We start from the raw sequence: 20,988 nt of genomic DNA, 5'->3' as shown, positions 1-20,988 counted from the left end.
GGGCTCGACCGCCTGCTCACCGCGCTGGTGCTGCGCGATGCGCCCATGAGCGCCGCCGAGAATGAGCTGGGCTGGCCGTCCCGCAGTGGCGCGCCGGCGCTGCGCCTGGCGCTGGATCGGCTCGCCATTCACTATCGCCTGGCGCCGCGCGCCGCGCCCGCTAATCCCTTTTTGCCGGCTGGGGCCGGGTGAACAAAAGGGCGCCGGTCCTGTCGTCACGCTCCGCAAGGCGGTAGCCATCGCAATCGAACCGGGTCAGCGACTCGGGGTCTTCGATCCGGTTCTCGATGATCCACCGGGCCATCATGCCGCGCGCCTTCTTGGCGAAAACCATCAGCGCGCGCAGCTGGCCGTCCTTTTCTTCCTTGAAATCAACGCTGATCACCGGCGCCCCCAGCGATGAGAGCCGTGCGGCCCTGGCGTATTCCTGGGAGGCGAGATTGACCACCGCCGGTGCGGCCTGGCCCTCGAGATCGCGCTTGAGGGATTTGGCGATGTCGTCGCGCCAGAAATCATAGAGCGTCGCGCCGGACCGGGTCCTTAGCCGCGTGCCCATCTCCAGCCGGTAGGGCTGGATGGCGTCCAGCGGCCGCAACACGCCGTACAGACCCGACAGGATGCGCAGGCGGTCCTGCGCCCATTCCAGGTCCTCGTGCGACAGCGAGCGCGCATCCAGTCCGCGATACACTTCGCCGGCGAAGGCGAACGCGGCGGGCTGGCTGCCGGGGGCGTCAGGATCAAAGGCCTGGAAGCGCTCGCGGTTGAGGCGGGCGAGATCATCGGACAGATCCATGAGCGCCTTGATGTCGCCCTGGCTCAGGGCGCGCGTGGTGCGCGCCAGCACGCGGGTGCGGCCGGCCAGAACCGGCTGCGTCACCAGTGGCGCCGGCGCGGGCGTGAAGTCGAGTTGCTTGGCGGGCGACAAGAGAATCAGCATCAGACATCCTCGTCAGGGCACATCCTGAGATAAGGCCTGCGGCGCGCAGGTCAAACGCTGCGCCGGTCAGCCCAGAAGCACGCGCGGGTTCATGATGGAATGGGGGTCGAGCACGCCCTTGATGGCGCGCATGAGGCCCGCCTCGGCTGGCTTTCGCTGCAGGAACTCGGCCTGCTTGATCGTGCCGATGCCATGTTCGGCCGAGATGGATCCGTGATGGCGGTCCACCAGATCATAGAGCTGCGCGGTGACCGGCGCAGCGCGGGCGAGGAATTCCTCGCCGCCGCCCGGCGCCCGGCGCGCGATGTTGAAATGCACATTGCCGTCGCCGACATGGCCGAACGCGATCACCAGGGCGTCGTCCAGCGCGCTTTCGGCCAGCGCCGCCGCTTCGCCCATGAAGGCGGCCATGCGCGAAACCGGCACCGACACGTCATGCTTGGCCGCCTTGCCGTGCGCCTTCTCGCCTTCGGGAATGGATTCGCGCAGGCGCCAGAATTCCGCCGCCTGGGCCTGGGACTGGGCGATCACGGCGTCGGAGACGAGCCCGCGCTCGAACGCCGCCTCCAGCGCGCGCTCCATCAGGACTGCGGCCCGGTCCGGCTCGCCGCTGGTCACCTCGATCAGCACGCACCAGTCCGGCTCGCCCGCCAGCGGGTGGCGCGCGCCGGGCACATGGGCGACCACCAGATCAAGCCCGATGCGCGGCATCAGCTCGAACGCGCACACTGCGCCGCCCGTGGACTCCTTCACCAGCGACAGCAAATCCACCGCGCCCGCCGGATCGGCGACCGCAGCGATCGCCACACAGGTTGAGGCCGGGCGGGCGAACAGCTTCAGCGTCGCCGCCGTCACGACGCCCAGCGTGCCCTCGGCGCCGATGAACAACTGTTTGAGATCATAGCCGGTATTATCCTTGCGCAGGCCCGCCAGGTCCGACAGCAGCTGACCGCCCGGCAGCACGGCCTCAAGCCCCAGGACCAGCTCGCGCATCATGCCATAGCGAAGCACATGCACGCCGCCGGCATTGGTGGAGATGAGCCCGCCAATCATCGCCGAGCCTTGCGCGCCCAGCGAGAGCGGGAAGAGCCGGCCCGCCGCCTGCGCGGCGGTCTGCACGGTTTCCAGTATGGCGCCCGCTTCGCAGGTCAGCGAATCGTTGGCCGGGTCGACCGCGCGCACGGCGTTCATCCGCTTCATCGAGATCACCACCTCGCCCAGGGGCGTCGATCCGCCCACCAGCCCGGTATTGCCGCCCTGGGGCAGCACCGCGATGCGGCGCGCGTGGCAGATGTCGAGAATGCGCGCCACCTCCGCCGTGCTGGCCGGTTTCAGGAGCAGGGGCGCCGATCCCTGAAACCGTCCGCGCCAGTCGCGCGCATGGGGCGCGATCTCGTCGGGATCGAGGCTCCAGCTGGCGGGCGGCAGGGCGGATGTGAGGGCGTCGAGCGCATCAGTGTTCATGGGGCGCCATGATGCAGATCGTGCGGTTGCTGAACAGGGGGGCTGGCGTCAGGAAAGCGCAAATTCGCTGTCGAGCGCGGGCGCGCCGTCGCACCTGACCTTTCCCTGCTCGTGCAGATGGATGAGGTGGGCCAGCACCGAATGGGCCGCCGCCGGGTGCAGCCGTGTGTCGACATGGGCGTACATCGAGGCCACCAGCGCACGTATGCCCTGCGGCCCGGCGGCGAGGTGGCCCAGGATCTGGCGTTCGCGCGCGCGCCGGTGGCCGATATAGGCCGAGAGGAAAGACTGCGGCGTCTCGATCGCCGGTCCATGGGTGGGACGGATCAGCTTGAACTGCGCGTCGCGCACCCGTTCCAGGCTCGCCAGATAATCGCCCATATGGCCCCCCGGCGGGCTGACGACCGAGGTGGACCAGCCCATGACATGGTCGCCGGAGAACAGCGTCTGCTCTTCGGCCAGCGCATAACAGACATGATTGGCGGTGTGGCCGGGCGTGTGCATCGCGGTCAGGGTCCAGCCCGGCCCGGTGAACACGTCCCCGTCGGCGACCTCAAGATCGGGCCGGAAGCTGGCGTCATCGCCGGCCTCCAGGCGCACTTCGGTGTCCGCGCTTTCGCCCGGCTTCGGGCTCATCGCGTACACCTGGCAGCCATGCTTGCGCGCCAGCGGGTGGGCGAGGGGGCTGTGGTCCATGTGGTGGTGGGTGACCAGAACATGGGTCACCCGCTCGCCGTCCAGCGCGGCGTCCAGCGCCGCTTCATGCTCGGCCAGGTGCGGGCCGGGATCGATCACCGCCACCTCGCCATGACCGATGATGAACACGCCGGTCCCGGTATAGGTGAAGGGTCCGGGATTGCGCGCAATGACCCGCCGCACCAGAGGCGAAAGCGTCTCGGCGGCCGCATAGGTGACATCAAGCTGATGGACAAAATCGATCATGAAGCGGGGCTCGTCTGCAGAAGGGTTTCGCAACGGAGCCGCAGCTGCGCTGCGATCTGCCGGGTGGCGGTCAGCTTGTCGCGCAGGGGCAGGGAGACGGGCGGCCCCATATCGGTCTTGTTGGCGTCGACGATCCAGATATCGCCCGTCCTGCGGTCCCTCAGCACGTCCAGCCCGCCCCAGTCGAGCCGCAGCTGCGCACAGAAGCCGGCGATCTGGCGGCGCTCCGCGTCGCTGAACACCGCCTCGGGCGCTGTCAGGCGCACCTCGGCGTTATGATTCTCGAACCGTCTCGCGGCGGGGCGGCGCTTGACGAACACGGACGCGATCTGTCCGCCGACCGTCACGCAGCGCAGATCTTCAGCCATCCCGTCCGGCGCGACCGTATCGATTAGGCGTTGGTAACAACGCCCGGGCGCGCGTGTCACCGGGCCCGTGCGCACCGTCCCGTCATGGGCGGCGTTTGTCTCCGACTTGTCCACAAACGGCGCGCCAGGGCGTTCAGGATCAACGGCGAGGGTGCGGCCGAACGCCGCCTCGAACACCTGCGCCACGCGCGATTTGGAGATGTCGGCGCAGTCGAGATTCATCCCCGCGCCTGTCCACCCCTCAGGGCGCGCGCTGTAGGTGGCGTCCTCGAAATGAAACAGGATGTCGGTGTCGTCACGGCTGCGCGCCAGGCGCAGGCCGGACAGGCGCGCCGCCGCCCAGATCAGGAACCAGGGCCTTGGCGCATGCGGCGCAAAACCGATGCGCGGCCCGTCGCGCACCACCTCGGCCTCCAGGGATTTGACGGCCAGGAAATACGGCGTCCAGTGCGCGAAATCGCTCAGCACCGCAGGCGACAACGGCACGCGCACCCCCGTCGCGCGCACGCGCAACGCCGCGCCGTCCAGCGCAAAGTCATGCCACCAGGCTCGCGGATGCATGGACGGGCCTCCCTGGTCCCGTGCGCACTCTATGCCGTCCGCCCGCCCGCGCAACTCAAGTGGCTGTGAGCGGCTCGCTGGCCCGGCGCTTGCTTTGGACGTGGGCCGGGGCGGAGCGAGCGGAGGCCATCATGGGGCGCAGGTTCGGTACAGCGGTGATGTGGCTGAGCGCACGGCTGCGCATGGCGGCGCTGGCCATGCTGGCGGTGATCGTGGTGCGGGCGGCGGCGGGTTCGTCAGAAGCCGGGGCGCCGGCGCCCGCTTCAGCCCCAATTCACAATCACAATGCCAGCGTGTCGGCGATACACACCGCTGGAGATTTGGGAGCTTGACCTTTTGTGTGCTTGACTACACCCGACTGCGGGCTGCCCTTGATCGGGCCGGACGCAGCGACCACAAACCTCTTTCCGTCCGTCTCAAAAGTCGAATTTGCACCGTATGATCGGATACATCGCCCGCCGCCTGCTTGTCGCCGTGCCCACGGTGCTGGTCGTGATCACGGTGGCGTTCTTCATGATGCGCATCGCGCCGGGCGGGCCGTTCGATCTTGAACAACCCATGCCCGAACAGATTCGCCAGAACATTCTGGCAGCGTACGGCATGGACCAGCCGGTGTGGAAGCAATACCTTGATTATCTTGCGGGTTTGGCCCGCGGCGATCTGGGTCCGTCCCTGAAGTTCCGCGACAAGGACGTCGCGGACATCATTGCAGAAGGCTTTCCGGTCTCGGCCACGATCGGGCTGCTGTCGATCGCGCTGGCGCTGATGGTCGGGTCGCTCCTCGGCTCCATCGCCGCCCTGCGCCAGAATACATCGGCCGATTTCGGCGTGGTCGGCTTCGCCACCGTCGGCATTGTCATTCCGCCCTTTGTCGTGGGCCCGGTCCTGTCGCTGGTGGTGGGAATCTATCTCGGCTGGCTGCCGTCAGGCGGTCTTGATCCACGCCTTGGCATGACCGTCGACCGGCTGATCCTGCCCGTGGCGACGCTCGCCTTGCCGCAGATCGCCATCATCTCGCGCCTGATGCGCGCCTCGATGATCGAGGTGCTCCGCTCCAACTATATCCGCACGGCGCGCGCCAAGGGGCTGTCGGCCGGGACGGTGATCGTGCGCCACGCCATGCGCAGCGCGATTTTGCCGCTGGTGAGTTATATCGGCCCGGCGGCGGCGGCGCTGCTCACCGGCTCCATCGTGATTGAACAGGTATTCTCGCTGCCCGGCATCGGGCGCCAATTCGTCTTCGCCGCGCTGCAGCGCGATTACACCGTCGTGATGGGGGTGGTGATTCTCTACGCCAGCCTCATCATCCTGCTCAATCTGGTGGCGGATCTGCTCTACGCGGCGCTTAACCCGAAAGTGAAGTACGACTGATGGTGTTCACGTCCACTCCATCGGAGAAGTCCGACCTGCTCGAAAAGAGCGCGATCCAGGGCCGCTCCCTCTGGGACGATGCGCGCGCGCGCCTGCTGCGCAACAAGGCCGCCGTCGCGAGCATGATCGTCCTGGGGATACTGGTGCTGCTGGCCTTCGCCGGCCCGTTCCTCTGGATCCATGACAGTGGCGAGATCTATCGCGACCGGGTGCAAATCCCCCCGACGCTGGAGAACTGGCATATCTTCGGGACCGATGCGCAGGGGCGCGATCTGTTCGCGCGCACCATGGTGGGCTTGCGCATGTCTCTGCTGGTCGGCGTCGTGGCCACCGCCGTATCGCTGGTGATCGGTGTTGTCTGGGGCGCTACCGCCGGCTTTCTCGGCGGGCGCGTCGATCAGATCATGATGCGCATCGTCGACGTGCTGTATGCGCTGCCCTTCATCTTTTTCGTGATCATCCTGATGGTCGTCTTCGGACGAAACATCATCCTCATCTTCGTCGCCATCGGCGCGGTGGAGTGGCTGACCATGGCGCGCATCGTGCGCGGCCAGACCATCTCATTACGCGCCATGGAGTTCGTGGAGGCCGCGCAGGCTGCGGGCGTCAGCCAGTCAGCCATCATCCGGCGCCATATCGTGCCCAACGTGCTGGGGCCGGTGGTGGTCTACGTCACCCTGACTATTCCGGTGGTGATCCTGGCGGAAAGCTTCCTGAGCTTCCTTGGCCTTGGCGTGCAGGAGCCGCTGACCTCGCTCGGCAATCTCATCGCCAGCGGCGCGCGCGACATGGAGATCGCCAACTGGACGCTGCTCTTCCCGGCGGCGACCATGATGCTGACCCTGTTCTGCTTCAACTTCATCGGCGACGGGCTGCGCGACGCGATCGATCCCAAGGACCGCTGATCGCGCCGCCCGCCGGGCCGGCGGCTATTCCAGCCGGCGCACCCGCATCGCCCGGCCTTCGCCATTGATGCGCAGGAAGAAGCCGCCTGCGCCCGCGCGCCGTATCTGCGCCGTGAGCACCTCGCCGTCGCGCCTGCGCGGCACGTCGACGCGCATGGCATCGGTGACCTCCCAGACCTGTCCGTTGGTCATGTGGAAGCGGCTTGTGTTGTAGCCATGGATGGAGACGCGGTCGATGATCAGTTCGATCATGTGGATCTGACCGTCTTCGCGCCGCTCGATCACCTGGGCGTCGCCAGCGGCTTCCGCGCTCGCGAGCGGCCCCATGGCCTCAGCCTGCGCGGGACGCTCTGGCCCGTCCGGCGCGTCGCCACGCCAGGCAAACAGGGATGACAGCCGCGGCAGGCTGGGCATGTTCAGGCCAAATCCCTCACGCTCGACCGCTTCAATCTCGGCGCTGTCCACAGCAACGACGCTGCCGGTGTCCACGTTTTGGGCCAGCGCGTCTGCGGCCTGGTCGAAACAGGCGAGCCGGGCCTGAGCGTCCTCGATCTGGCGGCACGCCAGAATCGGATCGAGCGGCGTGTCGGCGAAGGCGGCCGGCGCGGCGCCGAGCATGAGGCAGGCTGCAGCCAGGCGGCCGGACGTTCGGCGAAGGCGGACAGGCAGGGCCATGGGAAATCCTTCCACAATTGCTTCAGTCGGTGCGTCTCACCCGGAATCGCCGGGGATGGTGGCTCAGTGTCATGAAGTGCGACCCCATCGCGCCCGGCAGAAGGTCGGCGGTCAGGCCCTCCTCCAGCCGCGCCCGGGTCACTCTGCCGAACGAGGTCGAGTCAGTCTGGACCCAGACCTGCCCGTTGGCGAGCGTCACCACGGCCTTGCCGGCGCGATCATAGCTCACCTCTGCCACCGGCAGGGCGCGCATCTCGTCAACCCCGCCATCGGCCCGGTAGACGATCTGGCTGCCGTCCTCCAGCGTTTCGGTCTCGGCCTCGCCATCGCCCGCGCCGCCGCGGCGCAGCAGCGAGGTCAGGCGCTGCACGCCCGGCATGGTGATGCCGTAGCTTTCGCGCTCGAGCGCGCGCACCGCTTCACGTTCGATCACCACGACCCGTCCGGCGTCGACAGCCTCTGCGAAGCGGGCCAGTTCGCGCTCGAGACATGCGAAGCGCTCGGGCTCGGCCTGCACGGCGCGGCAGGCGATCAGCGCGGCGTAGGCGGGCGAGGGCGGCTCGTCCTGCCGGGCCAGGGCTGGAGGAACGGTCAGGGCGGCGCCCATCAACAGGGCGGCGGCGAAGCGAGTTACAGCCATCGTCAGGTCCACCGGTTTAGCTTGCATTCACCTACAGTCCTCTAGGACAGTCGCGTCACGTCAAGAGCCCTGCGCGGTCGCACGGCGCCGGGCGGCAGCGGCCGCTCCGGATTCGTGTTCCGGACAGCTTCGCGTTATGACAATACTATGCGTCGGCTGATCAGACCAATAAGGGACTGATGGCCACGTCACCACACACGCCGCGCCTGGCGCGGACACGGCGCGCGACGCGCCGGCCCATCCATGGAGGAGACCGCCTTGATGACACTGACCCGACGTCTGATCCTGCTCACGGCTGCGGGCGCTGCGGCGCTGACGCTGGCTGCCTGCGGCGACCGTTCCGGCGGCGGTGATCCGGATTCTGTGGTGCTCCATCGCGGCAATAACGCCGAGCCGCTGTCGCTGGACCCGCACAAGGCCCAGGGCGTGTGGGAGAACAACATTATCGGAGACATGTTCATCGGCCTGTTCACCGAAGCCCCCGACGGCTCGCCAATTCCGGGCATGGCGGATACCTGGGAGATATCCGAGGACGGGCTGAGCTGGACCTTCACCTTGCGCGAGGCGCAGTGGAGCGACGGCGAACCGGTGACGGCGCACGATTTCGTGTTCGGCTTCCGCCGCATCCTCAATCCGCTCACCCTGTCTGAATACTCCAAGGTCCTCTACCCGATCCGCAATGCGCGCAACGTCAATTTCGACCCCGAGAACAATCCGCCCGAGACGCTGGGCGTGACCGCGCTGGACGACCGCACGCTGCGCATTGATCTGGAGTTTCCCGCACCCTATCTGCCGGGGCTTCTGACCCACTACACCACCTTCCCGCTGCCCGCCCATGTGGTGGGGCGTTTCGGGGACGCCTGGATCCAGCCGCAGAACATCCAGACCAATGGCGCCTACACCCTGGTGAACTGGCGCGCGAACGACTTTGTCCATCTGCGCCGCAATCCCAATTTCTGGGACAATGAGAATGTCTGCATTGACGAGGTGTTCTTCTATCCGATGGTCGACAACGCCGCCGCCGAACGGCGTGTGCGCAATGGCGAGATGGATGTGAATGCTGACTTCGCCGGCCAGAACCTGGAATTCCTGCGCCAGCAGATCCCCGATTATGTCCGCGTCCACCCCTATATGGGCCTGACCTATTTCTCGTTTAACACCGCCATCGAGCCCTTCAACGACGCGCGCGTGCGCAATGCGCTGTCGATGGCCATCGACCGGGAGTTCATCGTCAACGAGATCCGCCGCTCGGGCGAGGATCCCGCCTACAGCTTCGTGCCGCCGACCATCGCGGACTATCCGTCGACGGCGCGGATCCGCTGGGCGGATCTGTCCATGGACGAGCGCCGCGCCCGCGCCCGCGAATTGCTCGAAGAGGCCGGCTTCGGCCCGGACAATCCCCTGCGGTTCACCTTCGGCTACCGCACCTCGGGCGATAATCCGCGCGTGGCGCCGGTGGTGCAGCGTGACTGGGCGGAGATCGCCCCCTGGGTGCGCGCCGAGATCGTGGGCGCCGAGGCGCAGATTCACTACGCCAACATGCGCGCCGGTGATTTCGAGGTCGGCGATGGCGGCTGGATCGCCGACTATAACGACGTCTACAACTTCCTCTTCCTGGGGGAGAGCCGCTCCATCCCGATGAACTATTCGCGCTTCACCAACGCCGAGTTTGACGAGCGGGTGGCCTTGGCCAACCAGCAGCTGGACCTCGAGGCGCGCGGCCGCATGATGGCCGAGGCCGAGCAGATCCTGCTCGACGAACAGCCCATCATGCCGATCCACTATCTGGTGAACCGCGCGCTGGTAAGCCCGTCCGTCACCGGCTGGGTGGACAACGCCAACCATATTCACCGCACGCGCTATCTGTGCTTCGCAGACCAGGAGGACGCCGCGCAGTAAGGCGCGGCCGGTTGACGCGGGGGAGGCGGCCTGACCATGTCGGAACCCGATCTGGAAGCCGCTTCCCGCACCGCGGCGGAGCACGCCGCCGCTGTCGCGGCGGCGGCCGGGACCCGCTCCAGCTTGACGAGCGTCACTGCCTTGGTTTTCAGCAGCGGGGAGCTGGCCAGCTCCAGCTGCAAGGCATTGATGCGGGCAAAGGCCAGCGGATCCAGGGCCTGTCCCTTCAGCACCAGGTTCTGACCCGCGACTTGCACACTCTGGAGCTGAACGCCCTCGGGGGTGCGCAACTGCAGATCGGCCAGAAGCGCCGAGGAGGTCCGAAGGGTGGTGAGGCCTTCAGTCAGGCGGAGATTCGTGGCGGTGAGCTGATCAAGCTTTGTCTTGCTGGCCACCATCTCGGCCTGCAGCTGGGTCGACTCCGCTTCGAACCGGACAAGCTGGGCGGTCTGGAGTGTCACGTACTGAAAACGGAAGTACACCAGGGCCGTGGAGACCACCGCCGCCCCCAGAACGACCGCACCGATCAGGGCGCCCCGCAGCAACAGGGGGCGCTGTTCGAGCAGGGCGGAGACCATGCTCTCCTGGCCGAGTTCCTTGCGCCGCTCCCGCAGCAGGTCAAGGGGAACCGTCATCGGGCGGGCTCCGCCATCGCCAGACCCTGGAGGACCAGGGAGCCGAAGGGCTCAGGGGTAAGGATTTCAGCCCTCACCCCCAGCGCATCCTGGAGGCGGTCCTGGCATGGAAGGGGAGCACTGAGCAGCAGCCGAAGGCGACGCACGGAAGGATCGTGGCGACGATAGAAGGCCTCGCAGCGGTTCACTTCTCCCACCAGATCGTCGTCCGCTTGCGGCAGGGACCAGTCGAAGACCGGCTCGGCCCGGCGAAGCAGGAGCAACCGCCCCCCAGCCGGCAACGGATGGATCAGCAGGGTGAGTTGATCATCAGGGGCCTGCTGCAGCAGTGCGGTCACCGCCGCCAGGCGGCAGGACTGGGGCGGGGCCAGCCGCTCGAGCTGGGCACCGGCCAGGTTGAAGACCTCAATCCAGTCCTCCACCAGCTTCTTGGAGGCCACGGCCAGCAACATGCGCGGGGTGGCTCCCGGCAGGGGCCTCAGATCGATGGTCGCTTCGGCCAGGGGCACCCCGAAACTGAGGGTCGGGTCGATCGTGCGCAGCGCCTCAATCGGGTCGTCGGGGATGGCCTCCAGGGGCCAGTCGATGACGCGCCACTCCACGGCCCCCTCGGGGAGTGAGGCCAGGACGACGGCATCCAGCAGCCCATCCCGCACCAGCAGATCGCCGATCAGATCACCCAGGGGCTCCTTCTCCAGGGGCTGGCCATCCAGGCAGGTGAGCGGTGGCAACGGCAGATCGATGCTCACCGGCTCCGGGCCGCCGCCCCTGAGAACCTGGCCCATCAGGGCGTCGTCTTGAAGCTCCAGCAGCAGTTGACGCGGAAAGAGCTGCGCGCGGATCGGTCGCAGACGATCATCCAGATCATCTTTGAAGCCAATCAGACCAGAAAAAGCCAAGGCTCCGATCCGATGCTTGCGAAACCTACCGAATTATGGGAGCCAAGGCATCCCCGAACCTACAACTTCAGAAAGCGTCCGGCAGCCATGGCGATCGAGCTGGCGTGTCAATCCCTCCAGAATCGATGGCACAAGTGCAGGGCCTTCGTAAATCCAACCCGTGTAGATCTGGATCAGCGAGGCTCCAGCACTGATCCGCTCCCAGGCGGACTCCGCCGAGTCGATGCCACCCACACCGATCAGCGGCAGAGCCGGACCTGCGGTCGCCCGCAACCGTCGCAGCACCTCCACGGCCCGCCGCCGCAGGGGCCGGCCGCTCAACCCTCCGGTTTCCTCGGCAAGGGTGACCCCCGTGGCCTCCAACCGGCGCCCTTCCAGTCCGAGTCGGTGAACCGACGTGTTCACGGCGATCACGCCGGCCAGACCCTCCTCATAGGCGAGTCTGGCAATGGTATCGATGGCATCATCTTCGAGATCGGGGGCGATCTTCACCAAGAGGGGCGGACAGGCCGGCAGGCGCCGCAGACGCTCCACCAGCCGCCTGAGCTGGGCCTCCTCCTGCAGATCACGCAGCCCCGGAGTGTTGGGCGAGCTGACGTTGACCACCGCGTAATCGGCCAGGGGGGCCAGAAACTCCAGGGAGGCGGCGTAATCGTCGGGGGCCATCTCCAGCGACACAGCCTTCGATTTGCCGAGGTTGATCCCGAGCACCGCGGGCCGCTGCCCCGGCGGGGGCAGATCCTGGCGTTCCAGGGTTCGACGCACGCCTCTGGCCCCGTCGTTGTTGAAGCCCATGCGGTTGAGGGCGGCCCGCTCCTCGGCCAGCCGAAACAGCCTCGGCCGGGGATTTCCCTGCTGGGGCTGCCAGGTGACGGTGCCCAGTTCGGCGAAACCGAAACCGAACAGATGCCAGATCGCGGCCGCCACCCCGTTCTTGTCAAAGCCCGCAGCCAGCCCCACCGGGTTGGCAAAGCGACAGCCGAACAGCGTCTGCTCCAGGCGGGGATCCCGCCGCTGCAGCTCCGCCCCCAGCCCCGCCAGGCTGCCGCTGACCAGCGGCCAGCGGCGCCGCAGGGAGGCCTGGCCCAGGGCCAGAAGGGTCAGTCGACTCAGCTGTTCGGCATCGGCACCGTCATCGCGGCGCAACAGCGGCTCGACGAACCGGGCATAGAGAGCGCCGGTTCCCACCTGGCCGCCGCCGGCCGATTGCTCCTGCGGCATCCCTGTCTCCTCACTGCGGCCTGGCCAATCCTCCCGCGCCGCGCTCCAGGCGCCAGCTCCCATTGCCCAGCGGTCTGACGAGCCAGTCGCGCCAGTGCCAGGGATCCTGTTTCCCCTCGAGGGTGGCGGTGGGCACCTCCAGCAACCGAGCGAGCTCCACGGCCCGCAGGCTGTACCCGCCCGCCGCGAGCCGATCGGCCAGCTCCAGGCGGGAAAGCAGCTCCTGCAGCGACCGGGGGGCCCGATCGACGGCGTCAGGAACGGCCACCGTCTCTGCCGCCGCCACCGCCTCCGGGGCGACGTCAGACCGGCTTTCGACCGCCAGGGTCGGGGCCTGGCCACGGGAATAGGCGACGGCGATGGCATCGCAGCGGTCGTTGTCCGGATCACCGCTATGGCCGCGCACATGGCGCAGGGCCAGCCCCGGCAGCCGGGCGGCATCCAGCAGCTCCCAGAGGTCGCGGTTGAGCACGGCCCCACCGGAGGCGGTGCGCCAGCCCTTGCGCTTCCAGCCGGCCATCCACTTCTCGAAGCCATCGATGAGGTAACGGCTGTCGGTGCGCAGCACCAGATCCGGATGGCGCGGCAGATCCCGCAGGGCCTCCAGCACCGCCAGGGCGGCGGTGAGTTCCATCCGGTTGTTGGTGGTGGCCGGGGCCGCCCCCCCCAGCTCGCGCCGGGAGCCGTTCTCAAAGCGCAGCAGGGCACCCCAGCCGCCCGGGCCGGGGTTGCCGCTGCAGGCCCCGTCGCAGGCGGCGGCCACTACCCGCACCGGACGATCACCCATGGAGTCCCCTTGACAGCATCGCTTGAATTAGATCCTCTCTCCCGGAGAACGCCCGGGTCCTGGAGGTTTCCCATGCAGCGAACCTACCTGGCCCTGGCGGGCCTGGCCCTGGCCGGAGCCGGCCTGCCGATGGTGCAGCCCAGGCTGGCCATCGCCGCCGGCCTCTTCCAGACCACGGAGGTTGACGCCAATCGCTTTGCCGTGTTGGCCAGGCCTGTGGGCAACAGTGAATGGACCCTCCTGGTGCTGGAGCAGCTGGCCGCCCAGCCCTCCTGCTGGCAGGCCCGCCCGGACGGGCTGGTGGATCCGACCCTGAACCGGTTCGACTACACCGGCATCTGCAATCGCTACCTGGACAGCAACGGCTATTCCCTGCGGGTCGCCGACCAGGACCTGGGCACCACCTACCGCCTGCAGGTGCAGCAGGTGGGATCCCGCCTGGAGCTGCAGGCCGTCTCCCCCAGCAATGCCGCCGTCCTGGTGGTGGGCAGGGCTGAGGTGCCCCGTCGCGATCGCGACGGCTTCGTGTCCCTCACGCTCGAACCCGGCTGGGATCTCAAACGCCGCACCTACGAGCAGCGGTCCCTGTCCCACCTCTACTTCGCCAGTCCGGCCCCCCTGGAGCAGCTGATTGCCCGCTCTGGCGGCGGCCAGACGTTCCGGCGTCCCCCGGGCCAGGCCGAACTCCCCGGCATGGCCGCCACCCTGCCGCTGCTCGACCAGCGCGAGGACAGCATGGGTTCCGACCGCTCCGGTCGGGCGATCGCCCTCCAGGTCATTCCCTACACCGAAGCCAATGGTGGAGGGCTCTGACCCCGCCGCTGGATCCCGCCTCGGGCCCCGGTCCGGGACCAGTTGAATCACCGGACTCCTTACCCCTCACCGGCCTTCCCCCTCACTTAATCTGATCTGGTGAGGAGTGAAGGACGCTCTTCCAGGGTCGAAACGAGGACAGACTCCCGGAATCGTTCCATCTCCAGAGCCCTGCCTTCGGCGGGGCTCTTTTTTATGTTTTGAATCCATCGATGGTTCCGGCAGGGGCGCGGTCCACGCCACGCAACAAGGCCATCCACCATCAAAAAGCCGGCCCCGAAGGACCGGCTGGGAAAGACGGAGGGTTGCCGGGCCTGGAGGCCCGACGAGGGCGGGTCACTTGATGGAGACCTTGCCACCCACTTCTTCGATGCTCTTCTTGAGAGCTTCGGCATCGGCCTTGGAGATGCCTTCCTTGACGGCCTTGGGAGCGGCTTCGACAAGGGCCTTGGCTTCGCCCAGGCCGAGGCCGGTGGCCTCGCGGACGGCCTTGAGCACCTTGATCTTGGCGGCCGGATCGAAGCCATCGAGGATGACGTCGAATTCGGTCTGCTCCTCGACGGCCTCGGCGGCAGCGCCGGGGGCGGCGGCGGCCATGACGACGCCGGCGGAAGCGGCGGCGGACACGCCGAAGGCCTCTTCGATCTGCTTGACGAGCTCGGAAGCCTCAAGCAGGGAGAGGGTTTTCAGTTGTTCGAGAATCTGGTCGGTGGTAGCGGACATGGGGGGGAATCAGCAACAGAACGGGAGGATCGGTGGAACCCAGGGGTTCGCGGGGTGCGAACTCAGCCTTCGCCGGATTCGGCGTACTGCTTGAGCGCCCTGGCGAGACCGGACGGAACCTCGTTGATGCCCACAGCCAGCTTGGTGGCCAGGCCATTGATCGCACCGGCGATCTGGGCCATGAGCACCTCCTTGGAGGGCAGATCCCCGATGGCCTGGATGTCGTCGGCGGAGAGGAGCTTGCCTTCGAAAAGGCCTCCCTTCACTTCCGACTTCTTGCTGTCCTTCTGGAAGGACTGCAGGGCCTTCACCGCACCGCCGACATCGCCCTTGACCAGGACGAAGGCGTTGGTGCCGGTGAGCAGGGAATCGAGATCCGACCAGGCGCTGTCACCATCGATGGCACGGCGCATCAAGGTGTTTTTGGTCACCTTGCACACACCGTTGCTGGCCTGCAGACGGGTCCGCAGATCAGTCATCTCCTTGATGGTCAGGCCCTTGTAATCAAGGACCAGCGCCATTTCGGCTTCACCGAGGAGCCCCTTGAGCTCTTCGACGATCTGTTGCTTGTTCTCCAGCGTGCGGCCCATAGGAGGTGGATCGGATCGGGGGAACAAGCAGGGAACGCGGTCCGGACGGCCTCCCCTCGCGGGGTGGCTTCGAGGCCGCTCATCGCTCCGCTCCGATCTGTTGGACTCCGTTGGAGACCCCAGCCCAGGCAAAAACCAATCGCGTGAACCTCGGCAGGACTTACGGCAGTGAACGACCGACCGGAATCGGCGACCCTGACGACCTGCTGTCTTGGGTGGGGCGCGTGCCCTTCTGGACGAATCCAGTTCTTGAACCTACATCACGGCAGGCCCAGCTCCCGCAGTCGTGCCACCCAGCGGGCATAGCCGGCGGCATTGAGATGGACGCCATCCACCGTGTAGGCCCGCCTGAGGCCATCGCCATCCGCCATCACCGGGGTCAGATCGACGAAATCACGGGGAGGCGTCCGGCGGGCGAGCCGCTCATTGAGCTCGGCCACCCGGCGCACGCCATCGGCACCGCAGCGGAAGCGGGCGCAGGGAATCGTGGACTGGATGATCACCCGCGCCCCGGTGCCGATCTGGAGCCCGGTGCGCAGCCACTGGATCCGGGCGGCGATCCGGCCGGGGTCGTAGCCCCAGACGATGTCGTTGATCCCCACCATCACCAGGTAAGTGCCGGCACCGGTCCGGCGGATCTCCGGCAGGCGGGCCATCAACTGGAAGCTGGTGTCGCCGCTGATGCCCTGGTTGAACACCACCCGATCCGGGAAGGCGGCCTGCCAGTCGCCCTGGGCCGTGAGCGAATCACCCACGAAGGTGACCGGAGCCTTGGTCGGCGCGTCGCGCCGGGTGGTGGCGTCCGCAATCTGCGCTGTCTTGGGGGTGGAATGGGACCTGGAGAACAGGCCCCACCCCAGCGTCAGCAGCGTGAGCGGCACCGCCACCCAGCCACCGATCCGCACCCAGGACGACGCAGGCACGGCGGGCGCTCAGCTCTCCTGCTTGATGTCCTGGAGAGCGGCGAAGTCGACCTGCACCGAGGGTCCCATGGTGGAGGCGACGTACAGGCTCCTCCAGTAGCGGCCCTTGGCACCGCTGGGCTTGTTGCGGTCGATGGTTTCCTGCAGGGCCTTGAGGTTCTCCAGCAGCTTGGCGGTGGGGAAGCTGGCCTTGCCGAACCGCACGTGGACGATGCCGGCCCGATCGGCCCGGAACTCCAGTTTGCCGGCCTTGAACTCGCTGATGGCGCCGCCCAGATCGGTGGTGACGGTGCCGGCCTTGGGGTTCGGCATCAGGCCGCGGGGACCCAGCACCCGGCCGAGCTTGGCCACCTTCGGCATCATGTCGGGGGTGGCGATCAGCAGATCGAAGTCGATCGCGCCACCGGCGATCTGGTCGACCAGCTCATCGTCGCCGGCCAGGTCGGCACCGGCGGCCTTGGCCTCGGCCACCTTCTCGCCCCGGGCGATCACGGCGATGCGGATGGTCTGGCCGGTGCCGTGGGGCAGGGCCACGGTGGTGCGCAGTTGCTGGTCGGTGTACTTGGGGTCGATGCCCAGGCGCACGTGGGCTTCGATCGTCTCGTCGAACTTGGCGGTGGCGGTGTCCTTGACCAGCTCGAGGGCCTCGAGCGGTTCGTAGGAGCGGTCCTCGACCTTGGCGGCGAGGGCGGTGAAGCGTTTGGAGACTTTTGTCATGACGGTAAGGGGTGCGGACGACCGTGATCGGTCTCCCCCAGAGAGGTGAGCGGAGAGGTGGGCGAGGTGGAACGATGACCGCTGGCGGTCAGTCCTTGACGGCCACGCCCATGTTGCGGGCGGTGCCTTCGATGATCCGCATGGCCGATTCAACGTTGGTGCAGTTGAGGTCGGGCAGCTTGGTCTTGGCGATCTCCTCGAGCTGGGCACGGCTGATGGCACCCACCGCGCCCTTGGCGGACGTGGCGGCACCCTTGTCGATGCCGGCGGCCTTGGAGATCAGCACCGAGGCGGGCGGGGTCTTGGTGATGAAGGTGAAGCTGCGGTCTTCGAAGACCGAGATCTCCACCGGGATCACGTACCCGGCCTTCTCCTGGGTGCGGGCGTTGTACTCCTTGCAGAACGCCATGATGTTGACCCCGTGCTGACCGAGGGCAGGGCCCACCGGTGGTGCGGGGTTCGCTTTGCCGGCCTGGAGGGCCAGCTTGATCACAGCTACGACTTTCTTGGCCATCGGCTGGGCTGGGGGACGAAACTCCCTTGCGGGAGTGCGGGACGAAACTCCCTTGCGGGAGGCTTGCGGATCGCCGGGGCGGTGGCCGGCCCGGCGGGATGGCGGCCCGGTGTGGGACCGCCCGGGGCCGCCCTCCGCAGGGAGGCGGCCGCCGCTCGATCAGCTCTGTTTGCTGATCTGGGAGAACTCGAGCTCGACCGGGGTCTCCCTGCCGAAGATCGACAGGAGGGCCTTCAGCTTGCTGCGTTCGCCGGAGACCTCGATCACCTCGCCCTGGAAGTCCTTGAACGGACCGGCCGTGACGAGGATCTGATCGCCCTCGGTGAGGTCGACCTTGAGGACGGGCTTCTTCTCGGCGGCACGCTTGAAGATGCGGTCGACCTCCTGGCGGCTGAGGGGCCGGGGCCGGATGTGGCCGCGGGCCTTGCCGGTGGCGCGGCGCTCCTCCTGGCCCACGAAGTTGATGACGTTGGGGGTGCTGCGCACCGCCATCATCGTGTCCTCATCGAGCACCATCCGCACCAGCACGTAGCCGGGGAACACCTTCTCCTCGATCGACTGGCGGCTGCCGTCCTTCTTGAGCTTCACCCCGGGGGTCTGGGGGATCTCGATCTCCAGGATCCGGTTGCTCACCCCCAGGGTGACGGCCCGCTGCTCCAGGGTGGCCTTGACCTTCTTCTCACAGCTGGAGGCCACCTGGACCGCGAACCAGCGGGCCACCTGGGGTTTGGCGGCTTCTGCGGCTTCGGCCGCCTCGGCACCGCCCTCGGCGGCGAGGTCGATGGCTTCCCCAGCGGGATCAGTGCCCTCGGCGGGGAGCTCCAGCACCTCGGGGGCGTCCGGTTCGGTCTCAGGCACGGCAGGCAGGGGAAGGGTCATCAACGGAAGATCTGGGCCGATCCCCAGTGGTAGAAGCGGTCGATCGCGGCGATCGCCGCGGCCGAAAGGCTCACCATCAGGATCACCGCCACCGACTCGCTGAACAGCTGCTGACGGCTCGGCCAGACGACCTTGCGCAGCTCCGCGAGCGTCATCGCCACGAAGCCGGTGGGCTCCTTCTCCTCGGAGGGGAAGCCATCCGGACCTTCGTCGGGCTCGGACGCGCCGTTCCGGCGGGCCAGGGGCCCGTCGGGACTGCTCGTGGTGGTGGTGGCAGGGGGGATGGGGTCCACGGTGTGGATGGCGATGGCTGCCCAGGTGTCGGCAGACATCGACAAACGATCACCCTACCGGACGTCCCTCCCGGGTGTCCGCCAGGGGAACGAAGCGGAAGCCCGTCTCCCCGGGGCCGGCGAGCTCCAGCCGCACCCCCCTGGCCGCCGTGAAGTGATCCTCCAGCAGCTCGGTGGCCAGGGGGTTCTCGATGCGGCGCCGCAGCACCCGGCGCAGGGGCCGGGCCCCGTATTCGGGTTCGTAGCCCTGGGCGGCCAGGGCCACCACGACGGCCTCGTCGATCTCCAGCTCCAGATGCTGCTCCCGCAGCAGCAGGGCCAGCTCCGCCAGCTGCAGCCGCACGATCCGCTCCAGATCGGCGCGGGCAAGGGGACGGAAACGGATCACCTCGTCGATGCGGTTGAGGAACTCCGGCCGGAACTGGCGCGCGAGGGCCTCCTCCACCGCCCGATCGAGGCTGCAGTCCCGGGCCTGCTCCCCCTCCTCGGAGCCAGGATCCCCCGGCCCGCCGGGGGCGGGGGCGGCGCGGGCCCGCTCGAGGATGGCGCGGCTGGCCAGGTTGCTGGTCATGATCACCACGGTGTGGCGGAAGTCGACCGTGCGGCCCTGGGAATCGGTGAGGCGGCCGTCGTCGAGCACCTGCAGCAGCAGGTTGAAGACATCGGGGTGGGCCTTCTCCACCTCATCGAGCAGCAGCACCGCATAGGGGCGGCGGCGCACGGCCTCGGTGAGCTGGCCGCCCTCCTCGTAGCCCACGTAGCCGGGGGGGGCCCCCACCAGGCGAGCGACGGCGTTGCGCTCCATGAATTCGCTCATGTCGAGCCGCACCAGGGCCTCCTCCTCATCGAAGAGGGCCGCCGCCAGGGCCTTGGCCAGTTCCGTCTTGCCCACCCCCGTGGGCCCCAGGAACAGGAACGACCCCACCGGCCGGGTGGGGGCCTGCATGCCGGCGCGGGAGCGGCGGATCGAGGCCGCCACCGCCGCCACCGCCTCGGGCTGGCCGATCACCCGCTCGCCGAGCCGCTGCTCCAGCTCCAGCAGCTTCTGGCGTTCGCCGGCCAGCAGCCGCTGGATGGGGATGCCGGTCGAGCGGGCCACCACATCGGCGATGTCCCCCTCCTCCACCTGCTCCCGCAGCATCGGATCGCTCTGCAGTTCCGCCTCCAGGGCCGCCCGGCGCTGCTGCACCCCGTGCAGCTGGTCGTACTGGAGCCGGGCCGCCTCCTCCAGGTCCCCGTCCCGTTCGGCCTCGGCGATGGCATGGCGCAGGTCCTCGTCCTGCTGCAGCAGCTCACGCAGTTCGGCCAGGCGCTCCCGTTCCCCCGCCCAGCGCCGCTGCAGGCGGTCGAGCTGCTCGTGGGCGAGGCGCCGCTGCTCCTGCAGCTGCACGCGCTCCTCCAAGGGCGCCGCCTCGGCGGCCAGCAGCGCCAGTTCCACCCGCCGCAGTTCCGCCTCAGCCGCCTCCACCACCTGGGGCTTGGAGGTGGCCTCCATGCGCAGGTTGGCGGCGGCCTCATCGATCAGGTCGATGGCCGAATCCGGCAGGCAGCGGTCGCTGATGTAGCGGGAGGCCAGCCGGGAGGCCGCCACCAGGGCCCCATCGGTGATGGTGACGCCGTGGTGGAGCTCGTAGCGCTCCTTCAGGCCCCGCAGGATCTCGAGGCAGGTGGGGCCATCGGGTTCGCGGATCACCACCTGCTGGAAGCGTCGCTCCAGGGCCGGGTCCTTCTCGATGCTGCGCCGGTAGTCCTCGGGGGTGGTGGCGCCGATGCAGCGCAGGTCGCCGCGAGCCAGCACGGGCTTGAGGATGCTGGCCGCATCGGCGCCGGAGCGGTCGGAGCCCACCACCGTGTGCAGTTCGTCGATGAACAGCACCACGCCGCCGGCCCGGCCGCCTTCCCCGTCGTTGTCGCGCACCCCGTCGTTGTCGCGGACCTCGGCCAGCACGCTGCGCAGGCGCTCCTCGAACTGGCCGCGGAACTTGGCCCCGGCGATCAGGGCCCCCAGGTCGAGGGCCACCAGCCGCAGCCCCCTCAGGGCATCGGGCACCTCACCGGCCACGATGCGCTGGGCCAGGGATTCGGCCACGGCCGTCTTGCCGACACCGGGCTCACCGATCAGCACCGGGTTGTTCTTGCTGCGCCGGGAGAGCACCTGGATCAGCCGGCGGATCTCGGTGTCGCGCCCCACCACCGGATCGAGTTCGCCGGCCCGGGCGGCGGCGGTGAGGT

24 protein-coding genes are annotated in these 20,988 nt (G+C 68.0%); 5 read left to right on the top strand and 19 right to left on the bottom strand.

All coding sequences use genetic code 11. The features are described 5' to 3' along the window. A partial coding sequence (locus tag VB734_RS12250; protein WP_323243391.1) for a DUF6456 domain-containing protein occupies positions 1 to 192 on the top strand: 192 nt, incomplete at its 5' end. On the opposite strand, the gene yaaA is transcribed toward VB734_RS12250, so the two are convergent. From yaaA to VB734_RS12225, 5 genes are all read right to left on the bottom strand, one after another. Further along, complete coding sequence (yaaA, locus tag VB734_RS12245; RefSeq protein ID WP_323243390.1) at positions 161 to 937, bottom strand: peroxide stress protein YaaA; 777 nt, start codon at positions 935 to 937, stop codon at positions 161 to 163. The two genes, VB734_RS12250 and yaaA, sit on opposite strands and share 32 nt — an antisense overlap. Before the next feature lie 66 nt (positions 938 to 1,003). Beyond that, positions 1,004 to 2,401, bottom strand: a complete 1,398-nt coding sequence (locus tag VB734_RS12240; protein WP_323243389.1) for an FAD-binding oxidoreductase — start codon at positions 2,399 to 2,401, stop codon at positions 1,004 to 1,006. 48 nt (positions 2,402 to 2,449) lie between these two features. Beyond that, positions 2,450 to 3,343, bottom strand: coding sequence for an MBL fold metallo-hydrolase (locus tag VB734_RS12235; RefSeq protein WP_323243388.1), 894 nt, complete (start codon positions 3,341 to 3,343; stop codon positions 2,450 to 2,452). Next, a complete protein-coding gene (locus VB734_RS12230) occupies positions 3,340 to 4,272 on the bottom strand; it encodes a hypothetical protein (RefSeq protein WP_323243387.1) in 933 nt (310 codons plus the stop codon). The genes VB734_RS12235 and VB734_RS12230 overlap by 4 nt, the downstream gene beginning before the upstream one ends. 55 nt (positions 4,273 to 4,327) lie before the next feature. Beyond that, positions 4,328 to 4,471, bottom strand: a complete 144-nt coding sequence (locus VB734_RS12225) for a hypothetical protein (RefSeq protein ID WP_323243386.1) — start codon at positions 4,469 to 4,471, stop codon at positions 4,328 to 4,330. Between the two features lie 239 nt (positions 4,472 to 4,710). Between VB734_RS12225 and VB734_RS12220 the strand changes: the two genes are divergently transcribed. Continuing rightward, complete coding sequence (locus VB734_RS12220) at positions 4,711 to 5,643, top strand: ABC transporter permease (protein WP_323243385.1); 933 nt, start codon at positions 4,711 to 4,713, stop codon at positions 5,641 to 5,643. Further along, positions 5,643 to 6,548: an ABC transporter permease gene (locus VB734_RS12215; protein ID WP_323243384.1), complete on the top strand. Its 906-nt coding sequence runs from the start codon at positions 5,643 to 5,645 to the stop codon at positions 6,546 to 6,548. Before VB734_RS12220 ends, VB734_RS12215 begins: the two co-directional genes overlap by 1 nt. 24 nt (positions 6,549 to 6,572) lie before the next feature. Here the strand turns inward: VB734_RS12215 and VB734_RS12210 are convergent, their stop codons facing one another. Both VB734_RS12210 and VB734_RS12205 read right to left on the bottom strand, forming a co-directional pair. Next, positions 6,573 to 7,223 (bottom strand): hypothetical protein, encoded by a 651-nt coding sequence (locus tag VB734_RS12210; protein ID WP_323243383.1) that lies wholly within the window; start codon positions 7,221 to 7,223, stop codon positions 6,573 to 6,575. Positions 7,224 to 7,245: 22 nt separating this feature from the next. Then, positions 7,246 to 7,890 (bottom strand): hypothetical protein, encoded by a 645-nt coding sequence (locus tag VB734_RS12205; RefSeq protein WP_323243382.1) that lies wholly within the window; start codon positions 7,888 to 7,890, stop codon positions 7,246 to 7,248. A gap of 216 nt (positions 7,891 to 8,106) precedes the next feature. Between VB734_RS12205 and VB734_RS12200 the strand changes: the two genes are divergently transcribed. Further along, entirely contained in the window at positions 8,107 to 9,762 is a 1,656-nt protein-coding gene (locus VB734_RS12200; protein ID WP_323243381.1) for a peptide ABC transporter substrate-binding protein, read from the top strand. Here the strand turns inward: VB734_RS12200 and VB734_RS12195 are convergent. Genes VB734_RS12195 through VB734_RS12180 form a run of 4 tightly spaced genes read right to left on the bottom strand, consistent with a single transcriptional unit; the run spans position 9,723 to position 13,304 of the window. Then, a complete protein-coding gene (locus VB734_RS12195) occupies positions 9,723 to 10,397 on the bottom strand; it encodes a PilN domain-containing protein (protein ID WP_323243380.1) in 675 nt (224 codons plus the stop codon). The genes VB734_RS12200 and VB734_RS12195 overlap by 40 nt on opposite strands. Beyond that, entirely contained in the window at positions 10,394 to 11,296 is a 903-nt protein-coding gene (locus VB734_RS12190) for a hypothetical protein (RefSeq protein WP_323243379.1), read from the bottom strand. The genes VB734_RS12195 and VB734_RS12190 overlap by 4 nt, the downstream gene beginning before the upstream one ends. Positions 11,297 to 11,329: 33 nt before the next feature. Further along, the gene (locus VB734_RS12185) at positions 11,330 to 12,517 is read right to left on the bottom strand and encodes a quinone-dependent dihydroorotate dehydrogenase (RefSeq protein WP_323243378.1); all 1,188 of its coding nucleotides are present in this window, start codon (positions 12,515 to 12,517) and stop codon (positions 11,330 to 11,332) included. Between the two features lie 10 nt (positions 12,518 to 12,527). Further along, the gene (locus tag VB734_RS12180; RefSeq protein WP_323243377.1) at positions 12,528 to 13,304 is read right to left on the bottom strand and encodes a ribonuclease H; all 777 of its coding nucleotides are present in this window, start codon (positions 13,302 to 13,304) and stop codon (positions 12,528 to 12,530) included. A 72-nt stretch (positions 13,305 to 13,376) separates the two neighbouring features. Here VB734_RS12180 and VB734_RS12175 point away from each other — a divergent pair, with 72 nt between their 5' ends. Further along, positions 13,377 to 14,117, top strand: coding sequence for a DUF3747 domain-containing protein (locus VB734_RS12175; protein ID WP_323243376.1), 741 nt, complete (start codon positions 13,377 to 13,379; stop codon positions 14,115 to 14,117). A gap of 336 nt (positions 14,118 to 14,453) precedes the next feature. Here VB734_RS12175 and rplL read toward each other — a convergent pair whose 3' ends face one another. The 8 genes from rplL to VB734_RS12135 form a co-directional block, all read right to left on the bottom strand. Then, on the bottom strand, positions 14,454 to 14,840 hold the full coding sequence (rplL, locus tag VB734_RS12170) for a 50S ribosomal protein L7/L12 (protein ID WP_323243375.1): 387 nt from the start codon (positions 14,838 to 14,840) through the stop codon (positions 14,454 to 14,456). A gap of 62 nt (positions 14,841 to 14,902) precedes the next feature. Further along, entirely contained in the window at positions 14,903 to 15,430 is a 528-nt protein-coding gene (gene rplJ / locus VB734_RS12165) for a 50S ribosomal protein L10 (RefSeq protein ID WP_323243374.1), read from the bottom strand. 260 nt (positions 15,431 to 15,690) lie between these two features. Then, positions 15,691 to 16,353: a GDSL-type esterase/lipase family protein gene (locus VB734_RS12160; protein WP_323243373.1), complete on the bottom strand. Its 663-nt coding sequence runs from the start codon at positions 16,351 to 16,353 to the stop codon at positions 15,691 to 15,693. Between the two features lie 9 nt (positions 16,354 to 16,362). Next, a complete protein-coding gene (gene rplA, locus VB734_RS12155; RefSeq protein ID WP_323243372.1) occupies positions 16,363 to 17,070 on the bottom strand; it encodes a 50S ribosomal protein L1 in 708 nt (235 codons plus the stop codon). A gap of 88 nt (positions 17,071 to 17,158) precedes the next feature. Next, positions 17,159 to 17,584 (bottom strand): 50S ribosomal protein L11, encoded by a 426-nt coding sequence (gene rplK, locus VB734_RS12150; protein WP_323243371.1) that lies wholly within the window; start codon positions 17,582 to 17,584, stop codon positions 17,159 to 17,161. Between the two features lie 159 nt (positions 17,585 to 17,743). Further along, complete coding sequence (gene nusG / locus VB734_RS12145; RefSeq protein ID WP_416238054.1) at positions 17,744 to 18,463, bottom strand: transcription termination/antitermination protein NusG; 720 nt, start codon at positions 18,461 to 18,463, stop codon at positions 17,744 to 17,746. Continuing rightward, positions 18,463 to 18,795 carry a preprotein translocase subunit SecE gene (secE, locus tag VB734_RS12140; RefSeq protein WP_323243370.1) on the bottom strand — a complete coding sequence of 111 codons (333 nt, stop codon included), beginning with the start codon at positions 18,793 to 18,795 and terminating at the stop codon, positions 18,463 to 18,465. The genes nusG and secE overlap by 1 nt, the downstream gene beginning before the upstream one ends. Positions 18,796 to 18,805: 10 nt before the next feature. After that, positions 18,806 to 20,988 (bottom strand): ATP-dependent Clp protease ATP-binding subunit (locus VB734_RS12135; RefSeq protein WP_323243369.1); only part of this gene is annotated, 2,183 nt, incomplete at its 5' end.

Source organism: Synechococcus sp. BA-124 BA4, assembly GCF_034931165.1.
The sequence above is the reverse complement of the archived record's forward strand: the minus strand, read 5'-3'. Positions and strand labels throughout refer to the sequence as shown.

Bases quoted from the DNA above. Each gene is read 5' to 3' on its own strand.
- yaaA (WP_323243390.1), bottom strand. From the start codon at position 937: ATGCTGATTCTCTTGTCGCCCGCCAAGCAACTCGACTTCACGCCCGCG.
- VB734_RS12240 (WP_323243389.1), bottom strand. From the start codon at position 2,401: ATGAACACTGATGCGCTCGACGCCCTCACATCCGCCCTGCCGCCCGCC.
- VB734_RS12235 (WP_323243388.1), bottom strand. From the start codon at position 3,343: ATGATCGATTTTGTCCATCAGCTTGATGTCACCTATGCGGCCGCCGAG.
- VB734_RS12230 (WP_323243387.1), bottom strand. From the start codon at position 4,272: ATGCATCCGCGAGCCTGGTGGCATGACTTTGCGCTGGACGGCGCGGCG.
- VB734_RS12225 (WP_323243386.1), bottom strand. From the start codon at position 4,471: ATGGCCAGCGCCGCCATGCGCAGCCGTGCGCTCAGCCACATCACCGCT.
- VB734_RS12220 (WP_323243385.1), top strand. From the start codon at position 4,711: ATGATCGGATACATCGCCCGCCGCCTGCTTGTCGCCGTGCCCACGGTG.
- VB734_RS12215 (WP_323243384.1), top strand. From the start codon at position 5,643: ATGGTGTTCACGTCCACTCCATCGGAGAAGTCCGACCTGCTCGAAAAG.
- VB734_RS12210 (WP_323243383.1), bottom strand. From the start codon at position 7,223: ATGGCCCTGCCTGTCCGCCTTCGCCGAACGTCCGGCCGCCTGGCTGCA.
- VB734_RS12205 (WP_323243382.1), bottom strand. From the start codon at position 7,890: ATGCAAGCTAAACCGGTGGACCTGACGATGGCTGTAACTCGCTTCGCC.
- VB734_RS12200 (WP_323243381.1), top strand. From the start codon at position 8,107: ATGGAGGAGACCGCCTTGATGACACTGACCCGACGTCTGATCCTGCTC.
- VB734_RS12195 (WP_323243380.1), bottom strand. From the start codon at position 10,397: ATGACGGTTCCCCTTGACCTGCTGCGGGAGCGGCGCAAGGAACTCGGC.
- VB734_RS12185 (WP_323243378.1), bottom strand. From the start codon at position 12,517: ATGCCGCAGGAGCAATCGGCCGGCGGCGGCCAGGTGGGAACCGGCGCT.
- VB734_RS12180 (WP_323243377.1), bottom strand. From the start codon at position 13,304: ATGGGTGATCGTCCGGTGCGGGTAGTGGCCGCCGCCTGCGACGGGGCC.
- VB734_RS12175 (WP_323243376.1), top strand. From the start codon at position 13,377: ATGCAGCGAACCTACCTGGCCCTGGCGGGCCTGGCCCTGGCCGGAGCC.
- rplL (WP_323243375.1), bottom strand. From the start codon at position 14,840: ATGTCCGCTACCACCGACCAGATTCTCGAACAACTGAAAACCCTCTCC.
- rplJ (WP_323243374.1), bottom strand. From the start codon at position 15,430: ATGGGCCGCACGCTGGAGAACAAGCAACAGATCGTCGAAGAGCTCAAG.
- rplA (WP_323243372.1), bottom strand. From the start codon at position 17,070: ATGACAAAAGTCTCCAAACGCTTCACCGCCCTCGCCGCCAAGGTCGAG.
- rplK (WP_323243371.1), bottom strand. From the start codon at position 17,584: ATGGCCAAGAAAGTCGTAGCTGTGATCAAGCTGGCCCTCCAGGCCGGC.
- nusG (WP_416238054.1), bottom strand. From the start codon at position 18,463: ATGACCCTTCCCCTGCCTGCCGTGCCTGAGACCGAACCGGACGCCCCC.
- secE (WP_323243370.1), bottom strand. From the start codon at position 18,795: ATGTCTGCCGACACCTGGGCAGCCATCGCCATCCACACCGTGGACCCC.